Origin of the sequence: Pseudonocardia alaniniphila, from assembly GCF_022524485.1 — a bacterium.
Classification (GTDB): Bacteria; Actinomycetota; Actinomycetes; order Mycobacteriales; family Pseudonocardiaceae; genus Pseudonocardia; species Pseudonocardia alaniniphila.
Map to the genome: position 1 here is coordinate 64,365 of NZ_JAKXMK010000023.1, position 17,495 is coordinate 81,859.

The 17,495-nt window shown below is 71.5% G+C and carries 18 protein-coding genes; 4 read left to right on the forward strand and 14 right to left on the reverse strand.

What is annotated here, in order from left to right; translation table 11 throughout:
* Positions 1-118: 118 nt before the first annotated feature.
* From MMF94_RS25310 to MMF94_RS25320, 3 genes are read right to left on the reverse strand one after another with little or no spacing between them, the layout of a single operon-like run.
* A complete protein-coding gene (locus MMF94_RS25310) occupies positions 119-631 on the reverse strand; it encodes an MSMEG_0572/Sll0783 family nitrogen starvation response protein (protein ID WP_241039670.1) in 513 nt (170 codons plus the stop codon).
* A gap of 49 nt (positions 632-680) precedes the next feature.
* Positions 681-2,045 (reverse strand): MSMEG_0569 family flavin-dependent oxidoreductase, encoded by a 1,365-nt coding sequence (locus MMF94_RS25315; RefSeq protein ID WP_241039671.1) that lies wholly within the window; start codon positions 2,043-2,045, stop codon positions 681-683.
* A gap of 57 nt (positions 2,046-2,102) precedes the next feature.
* Positions 2,103-3,620 carry an amino acid permease gene (locus tag MMF94_RS25320; protein WP_241039672.1) on the reverse strand — a complete coding sequence of 506 codons (1,518 nt, stop codon included), beginning with the start codon at positions 3,618-3,620 and terminating at the stop codon, positions 2,103-2,105.
* A gap of 166 nt (positions 3,621-3,786) precedes the next feature.
* Here MMF94_RS25320 and MMF94_RS25325 point away from each other — a divergent pair, with 166 nt between their 5' ends.
* A complete protein-coding gene (locus tag MMF94_RS25325) occupies positions 3,787-5,127 on the forward strand; it encodes an O-antigen ligase family protein (protein ID WP_241039673.1) in 1,341 nt (446 codons plus the stop codon).
* On the opposite strand, the gene MMF94_RS25330 is transcribed toward MMF94_RS25325, so the two are convergent.
* Both MMF94_RS25330 and MMF94_RS25335 read right to left on the reverse strand, forming a co-directional pair.
* On the reverse strand, positions 5,085-6,005 hold the full coding sequence (locus tag MMF94_RS25330; RefSeq protein WP_241039674.1) for a cation diffusion facilitator family transporter: 921 nt from the start codon (positions 6,003-6,005) through the stop codon (positions 5,085-5,087). The genes MMF94_RS25325 and MMF94_RS25330 overlap by 43 nt on opposite strands.
* Positions 6,006-6,044: 39 nt before the next feature.
* Positions 6,045-6,638 carry a TetR/AcrR family transcriptional regulator gene (locus MMF94_RS25335; protein WP_241039675.1) on the reverse strand — a complete coding sequence of 198 codons (594 nt, stop codon included), beginning with the start codon at positions 6,636-6,638 and terminating at the stop codon, positions 6,045-6,047.
* Positions 6,639-6,734: 96 nt separating this feature from the next.
* Between MMF94_RS25335 and MMF94_RS25340 the strand changes: the two genes are divergently transcribed.
* Complete coding sequence (locus tag MMF94_RS25340; RefSeq protein ID WP_241039676.1) at positions 6,735-7,883, forward strand: DUF418 domain-containing protein; 1,149 nt, start codon at positions 6,735-6,737, stop codon at positions 7,881-7,883.
* Here the strand turns inward: MMF94_RS25340 and manA are convergent.
* The 5 genes from manA to MMF94_RS25365 all read right to left on the reverse strand — a co-directional run bounded on the left by manA (position 7,880) and on the right by MMF94_RS25365 (position 12,339).
* Entirely contained in the window at positions 7,880-9,094 is a 1,215-nt protein-coding gene (gene manA, locus MMF94_RS25345; protein WP_241039799.1) for a mannose-6-phosphate isomerase, class I, read from the reverse strand. The genes MMF94_RS25340 and manA overlap by 4 nt on opposite strands.
* A gap of 7 nt (positions 9,095-9,101) precedes the next feature.
* A complete protein-coding gene (locus MMF94_RS25350; protein ID WP_338104358.1) occupies positions 9,102-10,235 on the reverse strand; it encodes an SIS domain-containing protein in 1,134 nt (377 codons plus the stop codon).
* Positions 10,232-10,453: a Trm112 family protein gene (locus MMF94_RS25355; RefSeq protein ID WP_241039677.1), complete on the reverse strand. Its 222-nt coding sequence runs from the start codon at positions 10,451-10,453 to the stop codon at positions 10,232-10,234. Before MMF94_RS25355 ends, MMF94_RS25350 begins: the two co-directional genes overlap by 4 nt.
* A gap of 120 nt (positions 10,454-10,573) precedes the next feature.
* Positions 10,574-11,935, reverse strand: a complete 1,362-nt coding sequence (locus tag MMF94_RS25360) for a phosphomannomutase/phosphoglucomutase (protein ID WP_241039678.1) — start codon at positions 11,933-11,935, stop codon at positions 10,574-10,576.
* Positions 11,936-11,991: 56 nt separating this feature from the next.
* Positions 11,992-12,339: a DUF3499 domain-containing protein gene (locus MMF94_RS25365; protein WP_241039801.1), complete on the reverse strand. Its 348-nt coding sequence runs from the start codon at positions 12,337-12,339 to the stop codon at positions 11,992-11,994.
* Between the two features lie 101 nt (positions 12,340-12,440).
* On the opposite strand from MMF94_RS25365, the gene MMF94_RS25370 reads away from it, so the two are divergent.
* Positions 12,441-12,920, forward strand: coding sequence for a metallopeptidase family protein (locus tag MMF94_RS25370; RefSeq protein WP_241039679.1), 480 nt, complete (start codon positions 12,441-12,443; stop codon positions 12,918-12,920).
* 373 nt (positions 12,921-13,293) lie between these two features.
* Here MMF94_RS25370 and MMF94_RS25375 read toward each other — a convergent pair whose 3' ends face one another.
* Positions 13,294-13,626 carry a WhiB family transcriptional regulator gene (locus tag MMF94_RS25375; RefSeq protein WP_241039680.1) on the reverse strand — a complete coding sequence of 111 codons (333 nt, stop codon included), beginning with the start codon at positions 13,624-13,626 and terminating at the stop codon, positions 13,294-13,296.
* 173 nt (positions 13,627-13,799) lie between these two features.
* Here MMF94_RS25375 and MMF94_RS25380 point away from each other — a divergent pair, with 173 nt between their 5' ends.
* Positions 13,800-14,573, forward strand: coding sequence for a site-2 protease family protein (locus tag MMF94_RS25380; RefSeq protein ID WP_241039681.1), 774 nt, complete (start codon positions 13,800-13,802; stop codon positions 14,571-14,573).
* Positions 14,574-14,594: 21 nt separating this feature from the next.
* Here MMF94_RS25380 and MMF94_RS25385 read toward each other — a convergent pair whose 3' ends face one another.
* The 3 genes from MMF94_RS25385 to cofD are packed head-to-tail and all read right to left on the reverse strand — an operon-like array spanning position 14,595 to position 17,477.
* A complete protein-coding gene (locus MMF94_RS25385; RefSeq protein ID WP_241039682.1) occupies positions 14,595-15,146 on the reverse strand; it encodes an NUDIX hydrolase in 552 nt (183 codons plus the stop codon).
* The gene (locus MMF94_RS25390) at positions 15,140-16,549 is read right to left on the reverse strand and encodes a coenzyme F420-0:L-glutamate ligase (RefSeq protein WP_379660537.1); all 1,410 of its coding nucleotides are present in this window, start codon (positions 16,547-16,549) and stop codon (positions 15,140-15,142) included. Before MMF94_RS25390 ends, MMF94_RS25385 begins: the two co-directional genes overlap by 7 nt.
* Entirely contained in the window at positions 16,485-17,477 is a 993-nt protein-coding gene (gene cofD / locus MMF94_RS25395) for a 2-phospho-L-lactate transferase (protein ID WP_241039683.1), read from the reverse strand. The genes MMF94_RS25390 and cofD overlap by 65 nt, the downstream gene beginning before the upstream one ends.
* Positions 17,478-17,495 lie beyond the last annotated feature (18 nt).

Below are 17,495 nucleotides of genomic sequence, written 5' to 3' on the forward strand. Positions count from 1 at the left end.
CCGTCCTGTGAGTCCTCGGTGATCGCTGTGGTGGTCACGCACGCGCGGCGACGAAGGGGCGGGGGTCGCGTCCCCCTGGCGACCCCCGCCCCCGCCCGTCGTGCGCGAAGCCGACCGTTCAGAACATGTAGGTGGAGTTGATGATCGCTCCCTTGCGGGCGTAGTGGATCAACGCGTCCTGGACGTCGAGCGGGTGCGTCGGGATGACGCCCTCGATCAGGTCCTCCTCGCGAGCGCCGTGGAGCGAGAGCCCGAAGCGGCAGCAGTAGACCTTGCCGCCCTCCTGGATGAACGTCGCGAGGGAGTTGTTGATGTTGTGCTCACCAGGGAAGGCCGAGTTGCCCGTGGTCGGGAAGCCGCGGGTGGCCAGGCAGTTGAGGGATCCAGGGCCGTAGAAGTAGATCGCCGACTCGAAACCCTTCCGCAGCGCACGGGTGGCCTGCAGGATCGCCACGAAGCTCACCGACGACTCGTGCGCGATGCCGTGCACGAGGGTGAAGTAGGTCTCGCCGTTCTCGGCCTGGTAGTCGGGGAAGACCTTGGTGCCCCCGTAGATCGTCGAGCCCTCCGGCAGCGCCGGGTGCTGGATCTCCTCGAGGCTCTGCTTCTCGAGATCGGTCAGATCGGCCATCGGTACTCCTTCTGGTGGGTGGTGCGGACGGGCCGGCGACGCCGACGGTCTAGGCGACGGTGCGCGGGGCGATCCAGTCCTCGTCGTCGATCGGCGAGGTCTCGTACGGGGTGCCTGCCAGCCAGTGCAGGCCCGTGTGCACGGTGCGGTGCTGGTGGGCGACGATCTCGCGGGCCAGGTGCTCGGCGTCGGTGCCCACCCCGGCGAACCGGCCCGACCCCCAGGTGTGCAGCCACGGCAGCCCCAGGAAGTAGAGCCCGGGGCAGGTCGTGACGCCGCGCTGGTGGGTGGGGTAGCCGCGGCCGTCGAAGATCGGCAGCTCGATCCACCTGTTGTCCCGCCCGAAGCCCGTGCTCCACACCACGGTGGTGACGCCGGACGCGTCCAGGTCGAGCTCGGTCGGCTCGTCGGCCGGCTCCCAGACGGCGACGTAGCGCGGCTCGGCCGGGGCGTCGATCCCCTGCGCGGCGATGAACGCGTCGATCGAGTCCTTGATGCCCTCGGAGACGGCATCCGCGTCGTCGAGGTGCTTGCGCAGGTCCGGCGCGAACCGCAGAAGGCCGCCGTCGATGCCCGAGAGCCGTCCGTAGAGACGCATGCCGTCACGCGCGAAGGCGCGCAGGTCGATGTCGCGACCACCGTCGCGGCCGGTGACGTAGTGGTTGACCCGGAACCGCACGGCGTCGGCGTCGTCGAAATCGGTGACGGCCTTGCTGTAGTAGCCCATGTCGGAGAGCCACGCCACGACGTCACGGCCGCGGTAGAAGCGGGCCACGCGCGGGGCCGTGCCGGTGGCGAGGTGCACCCTGCGGCCCGCGAGATGCAGGTCCTCGGCGATCTGACACCCGGACTGGCCGGTGCCCACCACCAGCACCTCGCCCGGGGGGAGCTGTGCGGGGTTGCGGTACTGCGAGGAGTGGATCTGGTGGACGGCGGCGGGCAGCCGCTCGGCCATCCGTGGGCGTATCGGCACCTGGTACGGACCGGACGCCACGACGACCTGGTCGGCGGTGAGCGTGCCGGCCCCGGTGGACGACTCGGTGTGGACCTCGAAACCACCGGCCCGGCGGGCCCGTAGCCGGGTGGCCGCGGTGCCCTCGACGACCGGCGCGTCGAACGACGCCGCGTACGCCTCCAGGTAGGCGACGATGTCGTCACGGACCATGAAGCCGTGGGCATCGAGACCCGCGTACGGGTGGCCCGGAAGGTCACACTGCCAGTTGGGCGTGACCAGACAGAAGCTGTCCCAGCGGCGGTTGCGCCACTCGCCGGCGACGCGGCCTCGTTCCAGCACGACGTGGTCGATCGAGCGGCGGGTGAGCCACCAGCTCATCGAGAGGCCGGCCTGCCCGCCGCCCACCACGACGACGGGACGATAGGTCCCGTCGAGGGCGCTGCGCGTCTTCTCGATCACGCAGACGATTACAACGAGCGTTGATCACCGGGGCGTTTCCCCCGGAACACGCCGGTGTTAGGGCGTGTTGCCGGCTTCTTTCCGAACGCTCACACCCTCGGCGTCGGCTCCCCCGCGCAGCCCCAGCCGGGAGTGCGTACGCCCGTAGAACGCGTAGACGACGATGCCGATCAGCATCCAGATCACGAACCGCAGCCACGTCTCGACGGACAGGTTGATCATCAGCCAGAGGCAGGCGAGCACCGAGAGCACGGGTACCAGGGGCACCAGCGGGGTGCGGAACCCGCGGGGCAGGTCCGGCCTCGTCCGGCGCAGCACCACGACACCCACCGACACCAGTACGAAGGCGAACAGCGTGCCGATGTTGACCATTTCCTCGAGCGCCCCGATCGGGAAGAACGTGGCGCCGGCCGCCACCACGACCCCGACGAGGATCGTGGCCCGGGCGGGCGTGCCCCGCTGCGGGCTCGTGCGGGCGAGGCCGCGAGGCAGCAGCCCGTCGCGCGACATCGCGAACAACACCCTGATCTGGCCGAGCATCAGCACCATGACCACGGTGGTGAGCCCGGCCAGCGCGCCGAACGCGATGATGGTGGCCGCCCAGTTCACGCCGAGCGACTCGAACGCCGTGGCCAGGGTGGCCCGGGTGCCGTCGGGCTGGGTGCGCAGCTCCGTGTAGCTGACCATGCCGGTGAGCACCAGCGCGACGCCCACGTAAAGCGCGGTGACGATCGCGAGCGACCCGAAGATGCCGCGCGGCAGCGACCGCTGCGGGTCGCGCGTCTCCTCCGCCGTGGTGGCGACGACGTCGAAGCCGATGAAGGCGAAGAAGACCAGAGAGGCGGCGGCGAGCAGGCCGTAGATCCCGTAGGTGCTGGTGGCGCTGCCACCGAAGATCGACAGCAGCGACTGCTGCAACCCGCTGTCCGCGGCTGCCCCCTCGGCGGCAGGCGGGATGAACGGGCTGTAGTTGGCGGCGTTGATGTAGAAGAGGCCGAGGAGGATCACCAGCAGCACGATCGCCACCTTGATCGTGGTGAAGACCAGGCTGACCCGGCTGGAGAGCTTGGTGCCGAGCGCAAGGAGCACCGTGAGCACGCCGATGAGGAACAACGCGCCCCAGTCCAGTGTGACCGGGCCGAGGTGTATGTCGGTGCTGATGTCGGCCCCGAGGAGCCCCAGCACGTTCGCCAGGTATTCCGACCAGCCCTTGGCCACCACCGCGGAACCGACTGCGAACTCCAGCACGAGGTCCCAGCCGATGATCCAGGCGATGAACTCGCCGAAGGTGGCGTAGGAGAAGGTGTAGGCGCTGCCCGCCACCGGCACGGTGGAGGCGAACTCCGCATAGCACAGGGCGGCGAGCCCACACGCGATCGCGGCGAGCACGAACGCCAGCGACACCGAAGGCCCCGCGACGTCCCCTGCGGTGCTGGCGGAGAGGGTGAAGATGCCCGCCCCGACCACCACGGCCACGCCGAAGACGATCAGGTCCCAAGTGCCGAGGTCTCTCCGGAGCCGGCTGCCGGGCTCGTCAGTGTCGGCAATGGACTGCTCTACGGACTTGGTCCGCATGATCCCGCTCTGCCTGCCCCGCACGGCCATGTCCGCTACATAGCCCAGCGGAGTCGGCCCGAAACACTGCGGACAGCCACCCCCTGCCGAGGAGATCACGAGAACGACTCGCGGGCGCCACGCTGCCGCAGCGGAACCGACATGCGCATGCGGGAGAAACCGGACCGTGAGCGCACCCGTGTCGGATCCGAGCACCACCCCGCTGATGACGGTTCGCGTGGATCGTCGCAGAGGGAGGCGGGTCACAGCAGGTAGGACGGTCGCGGTGCTGTGCCTGGCCGCAGTGTTGCTGGAGGCCACGGCGGACCTGCTGCCCGACGAGCCGGTGGTATGGATACTGACCCCCGTCCGGCTGGTACTGGGCGCAGGGCTCGTCGCCACCGCGGTCGCGGGAGTGCGTCCCGGACAGTGGCGGACCCCGCTGGATCCGGCGATCGGCGCACTCCTGCTGGCCGCGGCCCTGGGCACCGTGCTGGCCGGACAGCCGTGGGCCCCGTGGCGCGGGGTGCTCACTGCGGTGGCGGCGTACTACCTGATGGTCGGCGTTCGCCGGTCCGTTCCCGACGCCGGCCCGGCCCTCGGCCTGCTGGCGCTCGTCGGGGTGGCCGTGGCCGGCACCGTCGCAGCCAGGCAGGCGGCCGCCGGAACCGCAACGGGGTTCTGCCGCGGCGCCATCGACGGCTCGGCCGACGTCTGTGGTCCGGACGCCGTGATCCGCGCGGTCGGCACCTTCTCCAACCCGAACCTGCTGGCGGCGTTCCTCGTGCTGCTCCTGCCCGTGGCCGCGGCCGGTGCGGCACAGCTCGCCGACCGGACGTCGCGGCTGGCGGGTACGGCGCTCGTCGTGGTCGGGTACGCGGCCGTGCTGCTGACAGCCTCCCGAGGCGGCATCGTCGCCGCAGTGGCCGGAGCCGCCGTGTTCGTCGCGCTCCGGCGCGGCCACGGTCGCGCTCTCCCGGTCGGCGGGAGGCTCCGGCCGGGCCGGGCGGTCGTCGCCCTCCTCGGGGTGGGCGGCGTGGTCGCGGCCGGTCTGCTCCTACTGGCCCCCGCGCTCTCCGTGGGGGTGCGCGCCGACGTCTGGACGGCCGCGGCCGGGCTGGTGGCACAGCACCCGCTGGGCGTAGGGCCCGGTCGGGCTGGTGCACTGCTCGACGCGGCGATCGCCGGTGACGAGGCGTTCCAGCACGCCCACAACCTCTGGCTCAACTGGGCGGTCGAGGCCGGCGTACCCGGACTCGTGGCCGTACTGACGATCACCGTGGGCGCAGTGATCGTCACCCGCCGCGCCGCCCTGGCGGGGTCGGCCACGGCCGTTGCTGCCGGGGCAGGGCTGGCCGGGTTCGCGGTGATGAGCCTTGCCGACCACCCGGCGAACGCGATCCGCGTGTCGATCGCCGTGTGGATCGTGCTGGCGCTCGTCGCGGCCGAGTCGGCGCCGCGGACGCTCGCTCGGCGCCGCTCCGGTCAGCCCGCCACAGGGGTGCGGTCGAGGTCCGGTTCGAGGTAGATGACCCGGGCCTCGGGCACCGCCTCCCGGATGCGTTGCTCGGCCTCGTCGATGCTGCGGGCGACCTGCTCGAGGGGCAGGCCCGGGGGCAGCGCGATCTTCGCGGCGACGAGCAGCTCCTCGGGCCCGAGGTACTGGGTCTTGATGTGGATGACGCGCTCGACACCACCGGCCTCGAGCGCCGAGACGATCTTCGCGAGCACCGGCTGGGTGGCGCCCTCCCCGACGAGCAGGCTCTTCATCTCGATGATCAGGATGATGGCGATGACGCCGAGCAGCACGCCGATGCAGATGGTGCCGAGCGCGTCGAACACCGAGTCGCCCGTGAGCACGGTGAGCCCGACGCCGAGGAGCGCGAGCACCAGGCCGACGAGCGCGCCGAGGTCCTCGAGCAGCACGACGGGAAGCTCGGGCACCTTCGACTGACGGATGAACTGCCACCACGTACCCGAGCCCTTGAGTGGCCGGGACTCGTGGATCGCGGTGCGGAACGAGAACGACTCCAGACCGATCGCGACGACCAGGATCACGACCGCGACCAGTGGCGACGTGAGCGGCTCGTGCGACTCCAGCTTGTGGATGCCCTCGTAGAGGGCGAACACCGAGCCCAGCGTGAAGAGCAGCAGCGCCACGACGAAGGAGTAGAAGTACCGGTCGCGGCCGTACCCGAACGGATGCTCCGGGGTGGCCGCGCGCCGCGCGGTGCGGCCACCTAGCAGCAGCAACCCCTGGTTGGACGTGTCGGCGACCGAGTGCACGGCCTCGGCCAGCATGGAGGACGACCCTGTGACCAGGAAGCCGATGAACTTGGCGATCGCGATTCCCGCGTTGGCGAGCAGCGCCGCCACGATCGCCCGGGTTCCACCACTCGCTGCCACTGCACTCTCCTCGACCCACGGCCCGATGCGGCCCGGACCCTAGCGTCTTGTCGGGGACCCATGAACCGCGGGCAGGATCGCCTGATCGACGATTTCGGCGAGGCGCTGGGGCGTCGGTTCTTGCCCGGTGTCGATCGCGTGCTTTATCACCAATGCCTCGCCGATGTCCTCCACCACGGGCGTGATCAGGCCGGGATCGAGCTGCCCGACCTCGGCGTAATGATGCAGCACGGTGGCGGTGAATCGGCGACCGGCCGGTTCGAACACGCGGGAGTAGAGGGCGTCGACGAGCTCGGGGTGGCGGTGGCGCTCGGCGAGGACGGCCCGGACGGCACGCGACGTGGGATGGCGTGACCACTCGATCATCAACTCGAGGGCGCGGATCAGATCGCCGCGCAGATCGTCGGCCGCGGGCGAGGGCACCTCGACCGGAAAGGCGGCCGCGATCGCGTCCAGCAACAGTTCCTCGGGGCTCGGCCAGCGCCGGTACAGCGAGGTCTTCGCTGTCTCGGCGCGACGGGCGATTCCCTCCATGGTCAACCGGCCGAGGCCGACCTCGTCGAGCTCGTCGAGCACCGCCTGGTGGACGACGGCGAGCAGCGCGTCCCCCCGTCTGCGCGTCCGGCCGCCCATCGTCCCCCTCACGATCACCCTTGCCCAGCTACGGATGCGTAGCTTATCTTCCTCTTTAAGATACGCACCCGTATCTTAAAGAGGGGGAGGGCTCGAATGTCGACAACCGGATCGCTACCACCGCCCACTGCTCGGGCTCGGGCCCTCGCCCCAGATCTCGGCCGCGGGGCAATGCTGGCGTTGATCGCGCTGGCGCACGCGCAGGTGCTGGCCCGCGGCAGCGGCCCACTGACGAACGCCGTGGACGCGGCAGCGCAGACGGCGCTGACGTTGTTCGTGGACAGCAGGGGCTACCCGATGTTCGCCGCCCTGTTCGGCTACGGGATGGTGCACATCCTGCGCCGGCAGACGGCAAACGGTGGGTGGGAGCAGGCACGCAGCGTGCTCCGCCGCAGGGGCGGCTGGCTGGTGCTCTTCGGGTTCGCCCACGTCCTGCTGCTGTTCCCCGGCGACATCCTCGCCTCATACGGGCTGCTCGCCGTGTGCCTGGTCGGTGCCCTCCGGTGGCGGGACGCACGACTGCTGACCGTCGCGTGCGTGGCCGGCGCGGTGGGCGCCCTGGTCTACGGCGCGGTGCTGACCGTGCCCTTCCCCGACTCAGCGGGAGCACCGGTCGACCCGTTGCTCTCCGCTGCCATCCGCGTGGCGTCGTTTCCGGTGCTCACACCCCTGAACGCGGTGATGGCGGCAGGCCCCGTGCTCGTCGGCGTATGGGCCGCCCGGCGCCACCTGCTCGACGAGCCCGAACGACACCGGCGGCTGCTGAGCCGTATCGCCGGGGTCGGCATCGCGGTCGCGGTGGTCGGTGCGCTACCCCAGATGCTGGTGACGACCGGACAGTGGGAGCCGGCGGGCGGGCTCCTCCTCGCCGCCGGGGCGCTGCACACCGCCACCGGGTACGCGGGCGGGCTGGGATACGCCGCGCTGATCGGCGTCGTGGCCGCTCGGCTGAGCCGGACAGCCCGGCAGCACCGGCGTGACGGGCGAATCGTCACCGCTCTGCGTGCCTGTGGGCAGCGTTCGATGAGCTGCTACCTGGCGCAGTCCATCGCCTGGCTGGTGCTGTTCGAGCCGTACCTGGCCGACCTCGGTGGGCAGCTCGGGGTGGCCGCCGCTGCCGCCGTCGGACTCGCCGTGTGGGCGCTCACCGTGGTGGCCGCCGACCTGCTGCACCGCCTCGGCCGGCCCGGACCAGCAGAGACCCTGCTGCGCAGGCTCACCTACGGCAGCGCCGTGCACACCTAGCCGAGGCCGTCGCCGGCGAGGAAGAGCTGGGTGCCTTCCACCAGCGGCTGCACGGACAGCGCCGTCTCATGGGCCGCGAGCCACAGCGACCCACCACGGGTGATCTTCAGCTCCGTTCCAGGGGCACGCACGCAGGCCGAACCCGCCGTGCACAGCAGAATCCGCGGACCGCCGTCGGGCACCGCCACCACCGCGCCATCGTCGCCGTCGGCCAGGCGGCGCAGGAGGAACTCCTTCGCGGGAGTGTCGTAGCGGATCCAGCCGGCGTCGGGCTCGCCCGTGAGCACCGGCGGAGGCCCGGCCGCGAAGTCGAGCACCCGGAGCAGTTCGGGCACGTCCACGTGCTTGGGCGTGAGGCCGCCGCGCAGGACGTTGTCGGAGTTGGCCATCAGTTCGATCCCGGCGCCCGACAGGTAGGCGTGCAGGTTCCCGGCGGGCAGGTACAGCGCCTCGCCCGGCGCCAGAGTGACACGGTTGAGCAGCAGCGCTGCCAGCACACCGGCATCCCCCGGGTAGCGCTCCGAGAGCTCGAGCACCGTGCGTGCCTCGGCGTGGAACTCGCCCCCGCTGCCGGCCAGCCGGATACAGCCGTCCTGCAGCGCGGGGACCAGCGTGTCGAGCATCGACTGTGGCAGGGTGATCCACGTGGTGAACAACGCCCGGAGGCCGTCCTGGTCGGGCTGCGCGGCGAGCAGCTCGGCGTGCCCCGCCAGCTCCGGAACCTCGAGCTCGCGCAGCAGCCGCACCGTGGCTTCCAGCTTGCGGAACCCGACGAGAGCGTGGAACTCGGTGAGCGCGCAGATCAGCTCGGGCTTGTGGTTGGCGTCCCGGTAGTTGCGGTCGGCGGCGTCGCGCGGGATGCCCGCGGCGTCCTCGTGCGCGAAGCCCGTGCGCGCCTGCTCGATGCTCGGGTGCGCCTGAAGGGAGAGCGGCTCGTCGGCCGCGAGCACCTTGAGCAGGAACGGCAGCGTGGCGTCCCAGTGACCGCTGCGGTCCGTGCCGAGTAGGCGCTCCGGGTCGTCGCGGAGGGCGTCGAGGAGGGACGTGTGCGAGCCGTCCTCGTGCACCAGTCGCGACGGATCGGCCGGGTGCGCGCCGAACCAGAGCTCGGCCTGCGGATGTGGAGACGGCACTTCCTGGCCAAGAAGCTCGGCGATCACGGTTCGTGAGCCCCATGCATAGGCCCGTACCGGGTTGTCCAGCAGCTCCACGGTCTCGTCAGCTCTCCTCACGTCCGGCACCGGTGGAAAGGTGCCCCGGATCGATCGAGCGGGTGGCCAGCCCGAGGTACACCGCCGCCACGTCGAAACGCGACGCGAGGAGGCCGGCCCTCAACAACGGTGCGTGCGGCACCCCGCGGGCGATCTCGTCCACCGGATGCACCACATCGGCCGACTGCCACATGCGGCCGGCGCGGCGGAGCGTCACCTGGCCAGGGTCCTCCTCGACGGTGGCGAGCAGGACCAGTCGCGGCGGGGGTGCCTCCGCACCACCGTCCGGGTCGTCGAACGGGTCGTGGAAGACATCCGACTCCCTGGCCGCGTGGTCGATCGCGCGGAGCAGGCCGGTGGCGGTGGCGGCCCGGCCGACCTCGTCGGCGTGGGCCACCACACCGGCGTGCGTGGCCAGTGCACCGGCCGCGTGGACGGCGGCGGCCGCGCCGAGTGGGTCGGTGCCCCACAACAGCGGAGTGCGGTCGGCGAGACGCAGTGCGAGCGACTTCGCGGGGTTCATGAACGGCTCGTGGGCCGGCTGGTTGCGTTCCGCCTCGGTGTCGAGTTGGTCGGCCAGCGCGTCGAGACCTGGGTCCAGCGGACTGGAGAGCAGTTCGAGGGAACCCACCACCGAGAGCCCGACGGCCAGCGCCCGCGGAAGGTCGAGCCCCGGAGGAACGGGTATGCGCTGCTCGACAAGCCGGGCGCGGCCCGCTCCGGCCGAGGCGACCGGGCCGTCCGTCGGCGCGGAGAGCACGACCTCCGCACCCCGGCGCACCGCGAACGCCACCCCGTCGGCGAGGTCCACGTCGTCGGCGTCGGCCGTGTGGGCGACCACCACGTCGAGCGGTCCGATCCAGGACGGCACGGTGTCCACCACGACGACCGGGACCGGAGACGACGGGCCGAGCACCGCGGTGAGCAGCCCTGCGGCCGGGCCGGAAGCACCCGGCCTGCGCACGAGCACCAGCGCCCGCGGACGCGCGCCCGCGAGGTCGCCGACCCTGGCGTCGGCCGCGCCCTGCGCTGCTGACCGGACCTGTGCGCCCGCCGTGGCAGCACCACGCAGCACGCCTCCCGTGTCGAGAGCCGTGAGCGCCCGCGGATCGGCGAGCAGGATGTCGTCGAGCACCGTCACACGCCGACCACGCCGGAATCAGGGGGGTCGGCCGGCATGATCGCCTCGTCGAGCAGCAGCACCGGCACGCCGTCGACCACCGGGAAACCTCGGCCGCACGACGTGCAGGTGAGCACGTCGGCGGAGGGGTCACCGGGAGTGCCTGCCCGCAACGGCGCGTGGTCGTCGGACGGGCAGGCCAGGATGTCCATCAGCTGTGGGTCGAGCTCTACGGCCACGGTCTTCCTCTTTCTCTGCGGGCGGCTCCGCGGGCAGATCCGTACCCCGCGATGCTGCCAGGGCGAAGCGCGGAGCGCCGGGTCCATCCGACAGCCATTTTGTGCCCCCGGAGGAGCTCGCTATGCGCGGATGACCGAGAGGACCTCGTCACGCAGGACGGCGACGGCGGCGTCGTCGGCCGCCTCGACGTTGAGCCGCAGCAACGGCTCGGTGTTGGAAGCGCGCACGTTGAACCAGGAACCGTCGGGAAGTGCGACGGTGAGCCCGTCGAGCTCGTCGAACTCGACGCCGTCGCGATCGGAGTAGCGCTGCTTGATGGCGGCGATGCTCGCGGCCTGGTCGGCGACCGTGGAGTTGACCTCACCGGACGCGGCGTACCGCTCGTAGGCGGACATCAGCTGCGAGATCGGGCGCTCGTCCTCACCCAGCGCAGCGAGCACGTGCAGCGCGGCGAGCATGCCGGAGTCGGCGTTCCAGAACTCGCGGAAGTAGTAGTGGGCCGAGTGCTCCCCACCGAACACCGCACCGGTCTCGGCCATCGTCTGCTTGATGAACGAATGGCCCACGCGGGTGCGGACCGCCCGGCCGCCGTGCTCGGCGACGAGCTCGGGGACGGCCCGGGACGTGATGAGGTTGTGGATCACTGCGGCGCCGGGCGCCTTGGCGAGCTCGCGGACGGCCACCAGCCCCGTGATGGCGCTCGGGCTGACGGGACCGCCCAGCTCGTCGACCACGAAGCAGCGGTCGGCGTCGCCGTCGAAGGCGAGCCCGATGTCGGCCCCCTCCTCCACGACCCGCTTCTGCAGGTCCACGAGGTTGGCCGGGTCGAGCGGGTTGGCCTCGTGGTTGGGGAAGGTGCCGTCGAGCTCGAAGTACATCGGCACCACGTCGAACGGCAGCGGCACCAGCACGGCGGGCACCGTGAAGCCGCCCATCCCGTTGCCGGCGTCGACCACGACCCGCAACCGGCGACTGCCCGACAGATCGACGAGCTCGCGCAGGTACTCGGCGTACCCGGCGAGCATGTCGTCGCGCTCGGTGATGCTGCCGCCCCCCGGGCCTGCCGGCACCCCGGCCTCGACGGCCTGCCGGATAGCGGCGAGCCCGGTGTCCTGGCCGATCGGCACAGCGCCGGCGCGGCACAGCTTGATGCCGTTGTATCTGGCCGGGTTGTGGCTCGCGGTGAACATCGCGCCCGGCAGACCGAGCGTGCCGGAGGCGAAGTAGAGCATGTCGGTGCTGGCCAGGCCGATGGAGACGACGTCGAGACCCTGTGCCGTCACACCCTCGGCGAACGCGGCCGCCAGCTCGGGGGAGCTCGCACGCATGTCGTGGCCGATCACGACACCGCTCGCGCCTTCCGCACGCATGAGGGACGCCATGGCGGCGCCGATGTCCCGGACGGTCGGGCCGTCGAGCTGGTCACCGACAACGCCACGGATGTCGTAGGCCTTCACGATGGCCGACAGGTCAGCTGCCACGGGGGGAGACCCTAGCGGGCTCTGCGCGAGGGGCGCAGGCAGTCGCCCGGGCGCGTTCAGTCCTCCACCGGTCCGGGGAGTACGCGCAGATGGCCGCGCCGCCCGGTGCCTGTGGTGGGGGCGACGTCGACCGGACGGTCCACCCGGCCGGCCTCCCGCACGGCCTCGGCCAGCGCCGTGAGGTCGTCGTTGCTGGGCTGTGGCGGGGCGAACTCGCCCTCGAACCGCACGACCTCCCAGCCGCGCGGCGCGGTTAGGCGGTGGGCGTGCTTCGTACACAAATCGTATGAATGCGGCTCGGCCTGGGTGGCCAACGGGCCCACGACCGCCGTGGAGTCGGCGTAGACGTAGGTGAGCGTGGCCACCGCGAGCTCGGTGCACCCGGTCCGCGAACACCGCCGCACACTCAGCACGCCTCTGACGATAGCGCTTCGACGGTCCTTGATCCCACCGCGACGCGCGGACGTCGCTGGCGGCCGGCGCCCGGAGCCGTAGGATCGCGCGGGTGACCACAGCGCGCCGCACGCTGCGCCGCTCACCCCGTCGGCGGGACCGGCGCGGGCGCGGGTTGCGTGGGCTGATGTACCCGGCCACCACCCCGGCCTCACGCACCCGGGCCGAGAAGTTCGACGCACTGGTGCTGGAGGCGCTCGAACCGATCGAGCTGCGCTGGGGCAGCGAGCTCGCCGAGCTCGACCTCGCTGTGGACGAGGTGCCGGAGGTCGACGTGACGTCCCCCGACGAAGTGGTCTGGGGGCAGGGCGTGCTGTCCGACGTCGGAGTGCCGCTCGCCCAGCTGGTGCCGGCGGGCGTCGACCCCGAGGGCCTCCCGTCACGCGCACGGATCGTGCTCTACCGGCGCCCTCTGGAAGCGCGGGCCCGTGGCGGAGCAGACCTGGCCGATCTGCTGCACGAGGTGCTCGTGGAGCAGGTGGCGGAGTACCTGAACATCGAGCCGGACGCGGTGGACGGCGGCGCCGAGTAGCGCCGGAAGCGCGGTGATCGTCATTTCGGGACGAACACCCGCACAACGCACGGGCTCCGGTCCACAAACAATGATCAAGAAACGACTTCGCGACACTTGATCCGGGAACGTGCCCGAACTTCCCGCGGCTCTTATCGATCGTCGAAACTCAACCGGCGGGCGCTGCCCCTCCCCCAGGGCAGCGAACCCGCCGGTGTCCGACACGGTGCCCGGCGCTCGCCCGGAACTGCCGGCCGATCGACTACCCCACCCGGTTCCGTGTCACCTCGGTGGTGACGGATCCGGCGCACGGACGGCTGCTGGCGCCGGCGATGCTGTTCAGGGTGCTGAGGGCGGCTTCTCCGGTCCGACGAGGCCGGGGACCGTGTGGGGCTCAGACAGCGGCGCGGCGCAACCTGCGCCGCTCACGCTCGGAGAGACCGCCCCAGATCCCGAAACGCTCGTCGTGGGCGAGTGCGTACTCCAGGCACTCGGCCCGCACCTCGCATCCCGAGCAGATCCGCTTGGCCTCTCGTGTGGAGCCGCCCTTCTCGGGGAAGAACGCCTCCGGATCGGTCTGCGCGCAGAGAGCGCGCTCTTGCCAATCCTGCTCCTCGGCCTCCTCCTCGCCGAGGGATACAACCGCCTCTCCGAACGGATCGAGAGCCGGGAACGGCACACCCGCCGTAGTCCCGACCAGCTCCATCGTGGCTGTGATCACGTTCACTCGCCTACCTCCCCGCACCCCGGCGAATGGCTGCCCGCGGGGATCCGTCGGTCCCCCACCCCTGAATAACAGCGATGTAAGTACAGCGCTGTTAGTCCGGCCTTGGCAAGCTGAAGCTGCCGTCCGGGTGATGCAGTCCACCCGGTCGGTCGTCCGATCAGCACAATGGTCCGGTGCGCCACGTATCGAAGACGGTCAGCCCGTGGTTCCTACTCCTCCTGGCCGTGACGATCGGGGGCGCTGTACTGACTGTGATCGGTACTCCGCAGATCCTGATCTCCGGAACGTCCGTGCTGCTCACCACGGGTGTCGTGCTCCTCGTACTGGGTGGCTGGGCGGTGTCGTTGTGCCTGCACGAGTTCGGTCATGCGTACGTCGCCTACCGCGGCGGCGACCTCTCGGTACGCCACAAGGGGTATCTGACGCTCGACATCCGCCGCTACACGGATGTCGGACTGTCCTTCGTCCTCCCAATCGTCTTCCTCCTGCTGGGTGGTATTCCGCTACCGGGAGGCGCGGTGTGGATCGAGCAAGGCGCGATCCGCTCCCGCGCGATGCGGAGCTTGGTGTCACTTGCAGGCCCCTCGATAAATCTCGTGATCGGAGCGTTACTCACCGCCGCCGTCGCCCTGGCGCCGATGAGCTACGGACTCGCGGTGGGTCTGTCCTGTCTCGCCTTGATCCAAGTACTCGCGTTCGTCCTGAACATCCTCCCGATTCCCGGTCTCGACGGTTTCGGGGTACTCGAGCCGTTCCTGTCCATGCCCGCGCGGCGGCTGGCGGCTCAGGTTCGCCCATGGGCACCGATCGTGCTGTTCCTTCTGATCATCGGCGTACCCGGGGTGTCACAACTGTTCTTCGAGGTCGGCGGTGCGGTCTACTCCGCGATCGGAGGCGACTTCAGCCTCGCGGCCGACGGCTATGACCAGCTGCTCTTCTGGCGCTGACCAGGGCAGGAGCGGGCCCGCTCAGCCCACCGATGCGTGGCGCTCGCGGGCGAGGGCGACCATCGTCGCCACGGTGTCGGCGTCGTCGGGAAGCGCATCGATCGGCCACCACCGCAGGTCGTCGGATTCGGCGCTGATGCGCGCCACCGCGCCCGCCGGCGCACGCACGAGGTACCGGACGTCGAGATGGTGCGTCGGCACGCCGAGCGAGCAGGTGACCGGGTGGACGTTCACGTGCAGTGGCGCCTGGTCGATACGGAGCCCCTCGATGCCCGACTCCTCCGTCGCCTCGCGCAGCGCCGCGTCCCGCAGCGAGGCGTCCCCGTCCTCGCAGTGACCGCCGAGCTGCAACCACCGCCCGACCCGCGGGTGCAGGGTGAGCAGCGTCCGCTCGCCGCCGGCGTCCAGAACCAGCGCCGAGGCCGTCAGATGCCCCGGCACGCACGCCCGCGAGCACGCATCGTCGGGTCGTGCCGCGAGGAACGCGAGCAGGGCGTGCTGGAGCGCGCGCTGCCCCTCCTGCGCGGGCGCCCAAGCGCGTAGCTCAGCAGCGGCCGTCGCCGCCGCTACCACTCGACCAGTCCGGCGTCAGGGTCCCGCGGCGGCCGGGGTGCCGACGGCTCGAGCGGCATCCCCACGGCGATCGCACCGAGGGGCTGCCAGTCGGCCGGAAGATCCAGCGCCGCGCGCACGACGTCGGGGGCGAAGATCGTGGATCCGACCCAGCACGACGCCAGGCCCTCGGCGGCCAGCGCAACCAGGAACGACTGCACGGCCGCCCCTCCCGCCACCGTGAACATCGTGCGTTCGCCGATGCGGCGGGCGTCGTCCGGGTAGGTGTGCATGCCCTCGCCGGTGCGGAAGGCCAGCACGAGCTCGGGCGCGCGGCGCAGCAGGTCGCCACGGCGCATCCGGCGCTCGACCTCGTCGGCCGGGCGCCCGTCAGCGTGCAGGTGCTCATGCCACCGCGCCGCCATCGCGTCCAGCAGAGCGGCGCGGCGGGCGGGGGTGCGCACCCAGGCGAACCGGAACGGGGTGCTGTGGTGCGGCGCGGGCGCGGTGAGGGCCACGCCGACCGCCCGGCGCAGCGCGGTCTCGTCAACGGGCCCGCCTGCGAAGTCGCGGGTGCTGCGGCGCAGCAACACCGCCTCGCGCCTGCCCTGGGCGATCGCTTCCTCGGTGCCGAGGTAGAACATGTCCTCGTCGAGCGGCCGGACTAGGTCACGGGCGGTGGATCCGTCGTCCACCGGGCGCATCCCCCGCACCACGGCCACCGGCAGGCCGCCCAGCTTGCCCTTCACGAGGTCGGCCGCCCCCGCCACCTCGTCGGCGATCGCGACCTCGGTGACCAGCAGCTCGTTGCCCTCGGAGTCGGAGGCCCCCGCATAGCGGTGCACCGCTTCGAGACCTGCGGTGCCGATCGCGACGTCGGTCTGCCCGACCCGCCAGCTGCGGCCCATCGTGTCGGTCACCACCACCGCCACGTCGACGCCGAGCAACCGGCGCAGCTCGGCGCGCAGCTGGGCGGCACTGCTGTCAGGGTCGGCCGGCAGCAGCGCGAGCTCGTCGCGCCGCACGTTGGAACCGTCGATGCCGGCGGCGGCCTGCACGATCCCGAGCTTCCCGGCGACGATCAGGGTGCGACCGCGCCGCGCGAGCACCCGCTCGGTCTCGGCGTCCACGAGCTCCCGGCGCAGCGCGTCGCGCGCCTCGGGGTCGGTGGGCGCGGGGACGAGTCGGCCCTCGACCTTGGAGAAGACCTTCGACGTCACCACGAGGACGTCCCCGTCGACGATCCAGGGCGCCGCGGCCGCGAGGGCCGCACCCAGGTCGTCGCCAGGCCGGAATTCCGGGAGCCCGCGGACGGGCAGGACGGTGATGGCGTCGGGAGCGGCGTGGTCGACCGGCAGCTCAGCCAACTGCGGCACCCGCCAGCTCCAGGGCGCGCCGCGCCATCTCCGCGGTGGCGTCGACATCGGTCATGAGCAGGGGGATCGATCGCACCTCGGCACCCGGCACGTCGGCGGTGTCGCCGGTGTGCACGAGCCAGCCGTCGAGCAGCCCGCCCTCGCCGCGACCGCCGTAGTGGCGCCCGACCGCCTCCGCGGTGGTCTCCACGCCGATCGCGGTGAGGCACGCATCGGCCATCCCGCGCAGCGGCCTGCCGCCGATGATCGGCGAGAGCCCGACGATCTTCGCCCGCGTGTCGCGCAACGCATCGCGGACGCCGGGGACGTCGAGCACGGCACCGATGCTCACCACCGGGTTCGACGGCGCGAGCAGCACGGCGTCGGCGCCCAGGATCGCGTCGCGGGCGGCGGGCAGCACGCTCGCCTGCTCCGCACCCACCGATGCGAAGCCGTGGGCATGCGGCTCGGCCTTGTGGCGCACCCACCACTCCTGGAAGTGGATCGCCTTGCGCGCCTGGGGGCTCGTCTCCGGGTCGTCGATCACCACGTGCGTCTCCACGCGGTCGTCGGTGGCCGGGAGCAGGGTGACGCCCGGCCGCCAGCGATGGCACAGCGCCGCAACGACGTCCGAGAGCGAATAGCCGGCCCGCAGCATTCGGGTGCGCACCAAATGGGTGGCGATGTCGCGGTCGCCCAGACCGAACCACGAGGGATCCGCGTCGTAGGCGGCCAGCTCGTCTCGCACGGCCCACGTCTCCCCGGCGCGGCCCCAGCCGCGGTCCTGGTCGATGCCGCCACCGAGCGTGTACATGCATGTGTCCAGGTCGGGACAGATGCGCAGGCCGTGCATCCAGACGTCGTCGCCCACGTTCACGACGGCCGTGATCTCGTGTTCCGACTCTCCCGGGCCGACCGCGGGCAACCCCAGCGCCGCCTTCACCCCGAGCAGGAACCTGGCTCCGCCGACGCCGCCGACAAGCACCGTCACTCTCACCCGAACGAGCCTACGCGG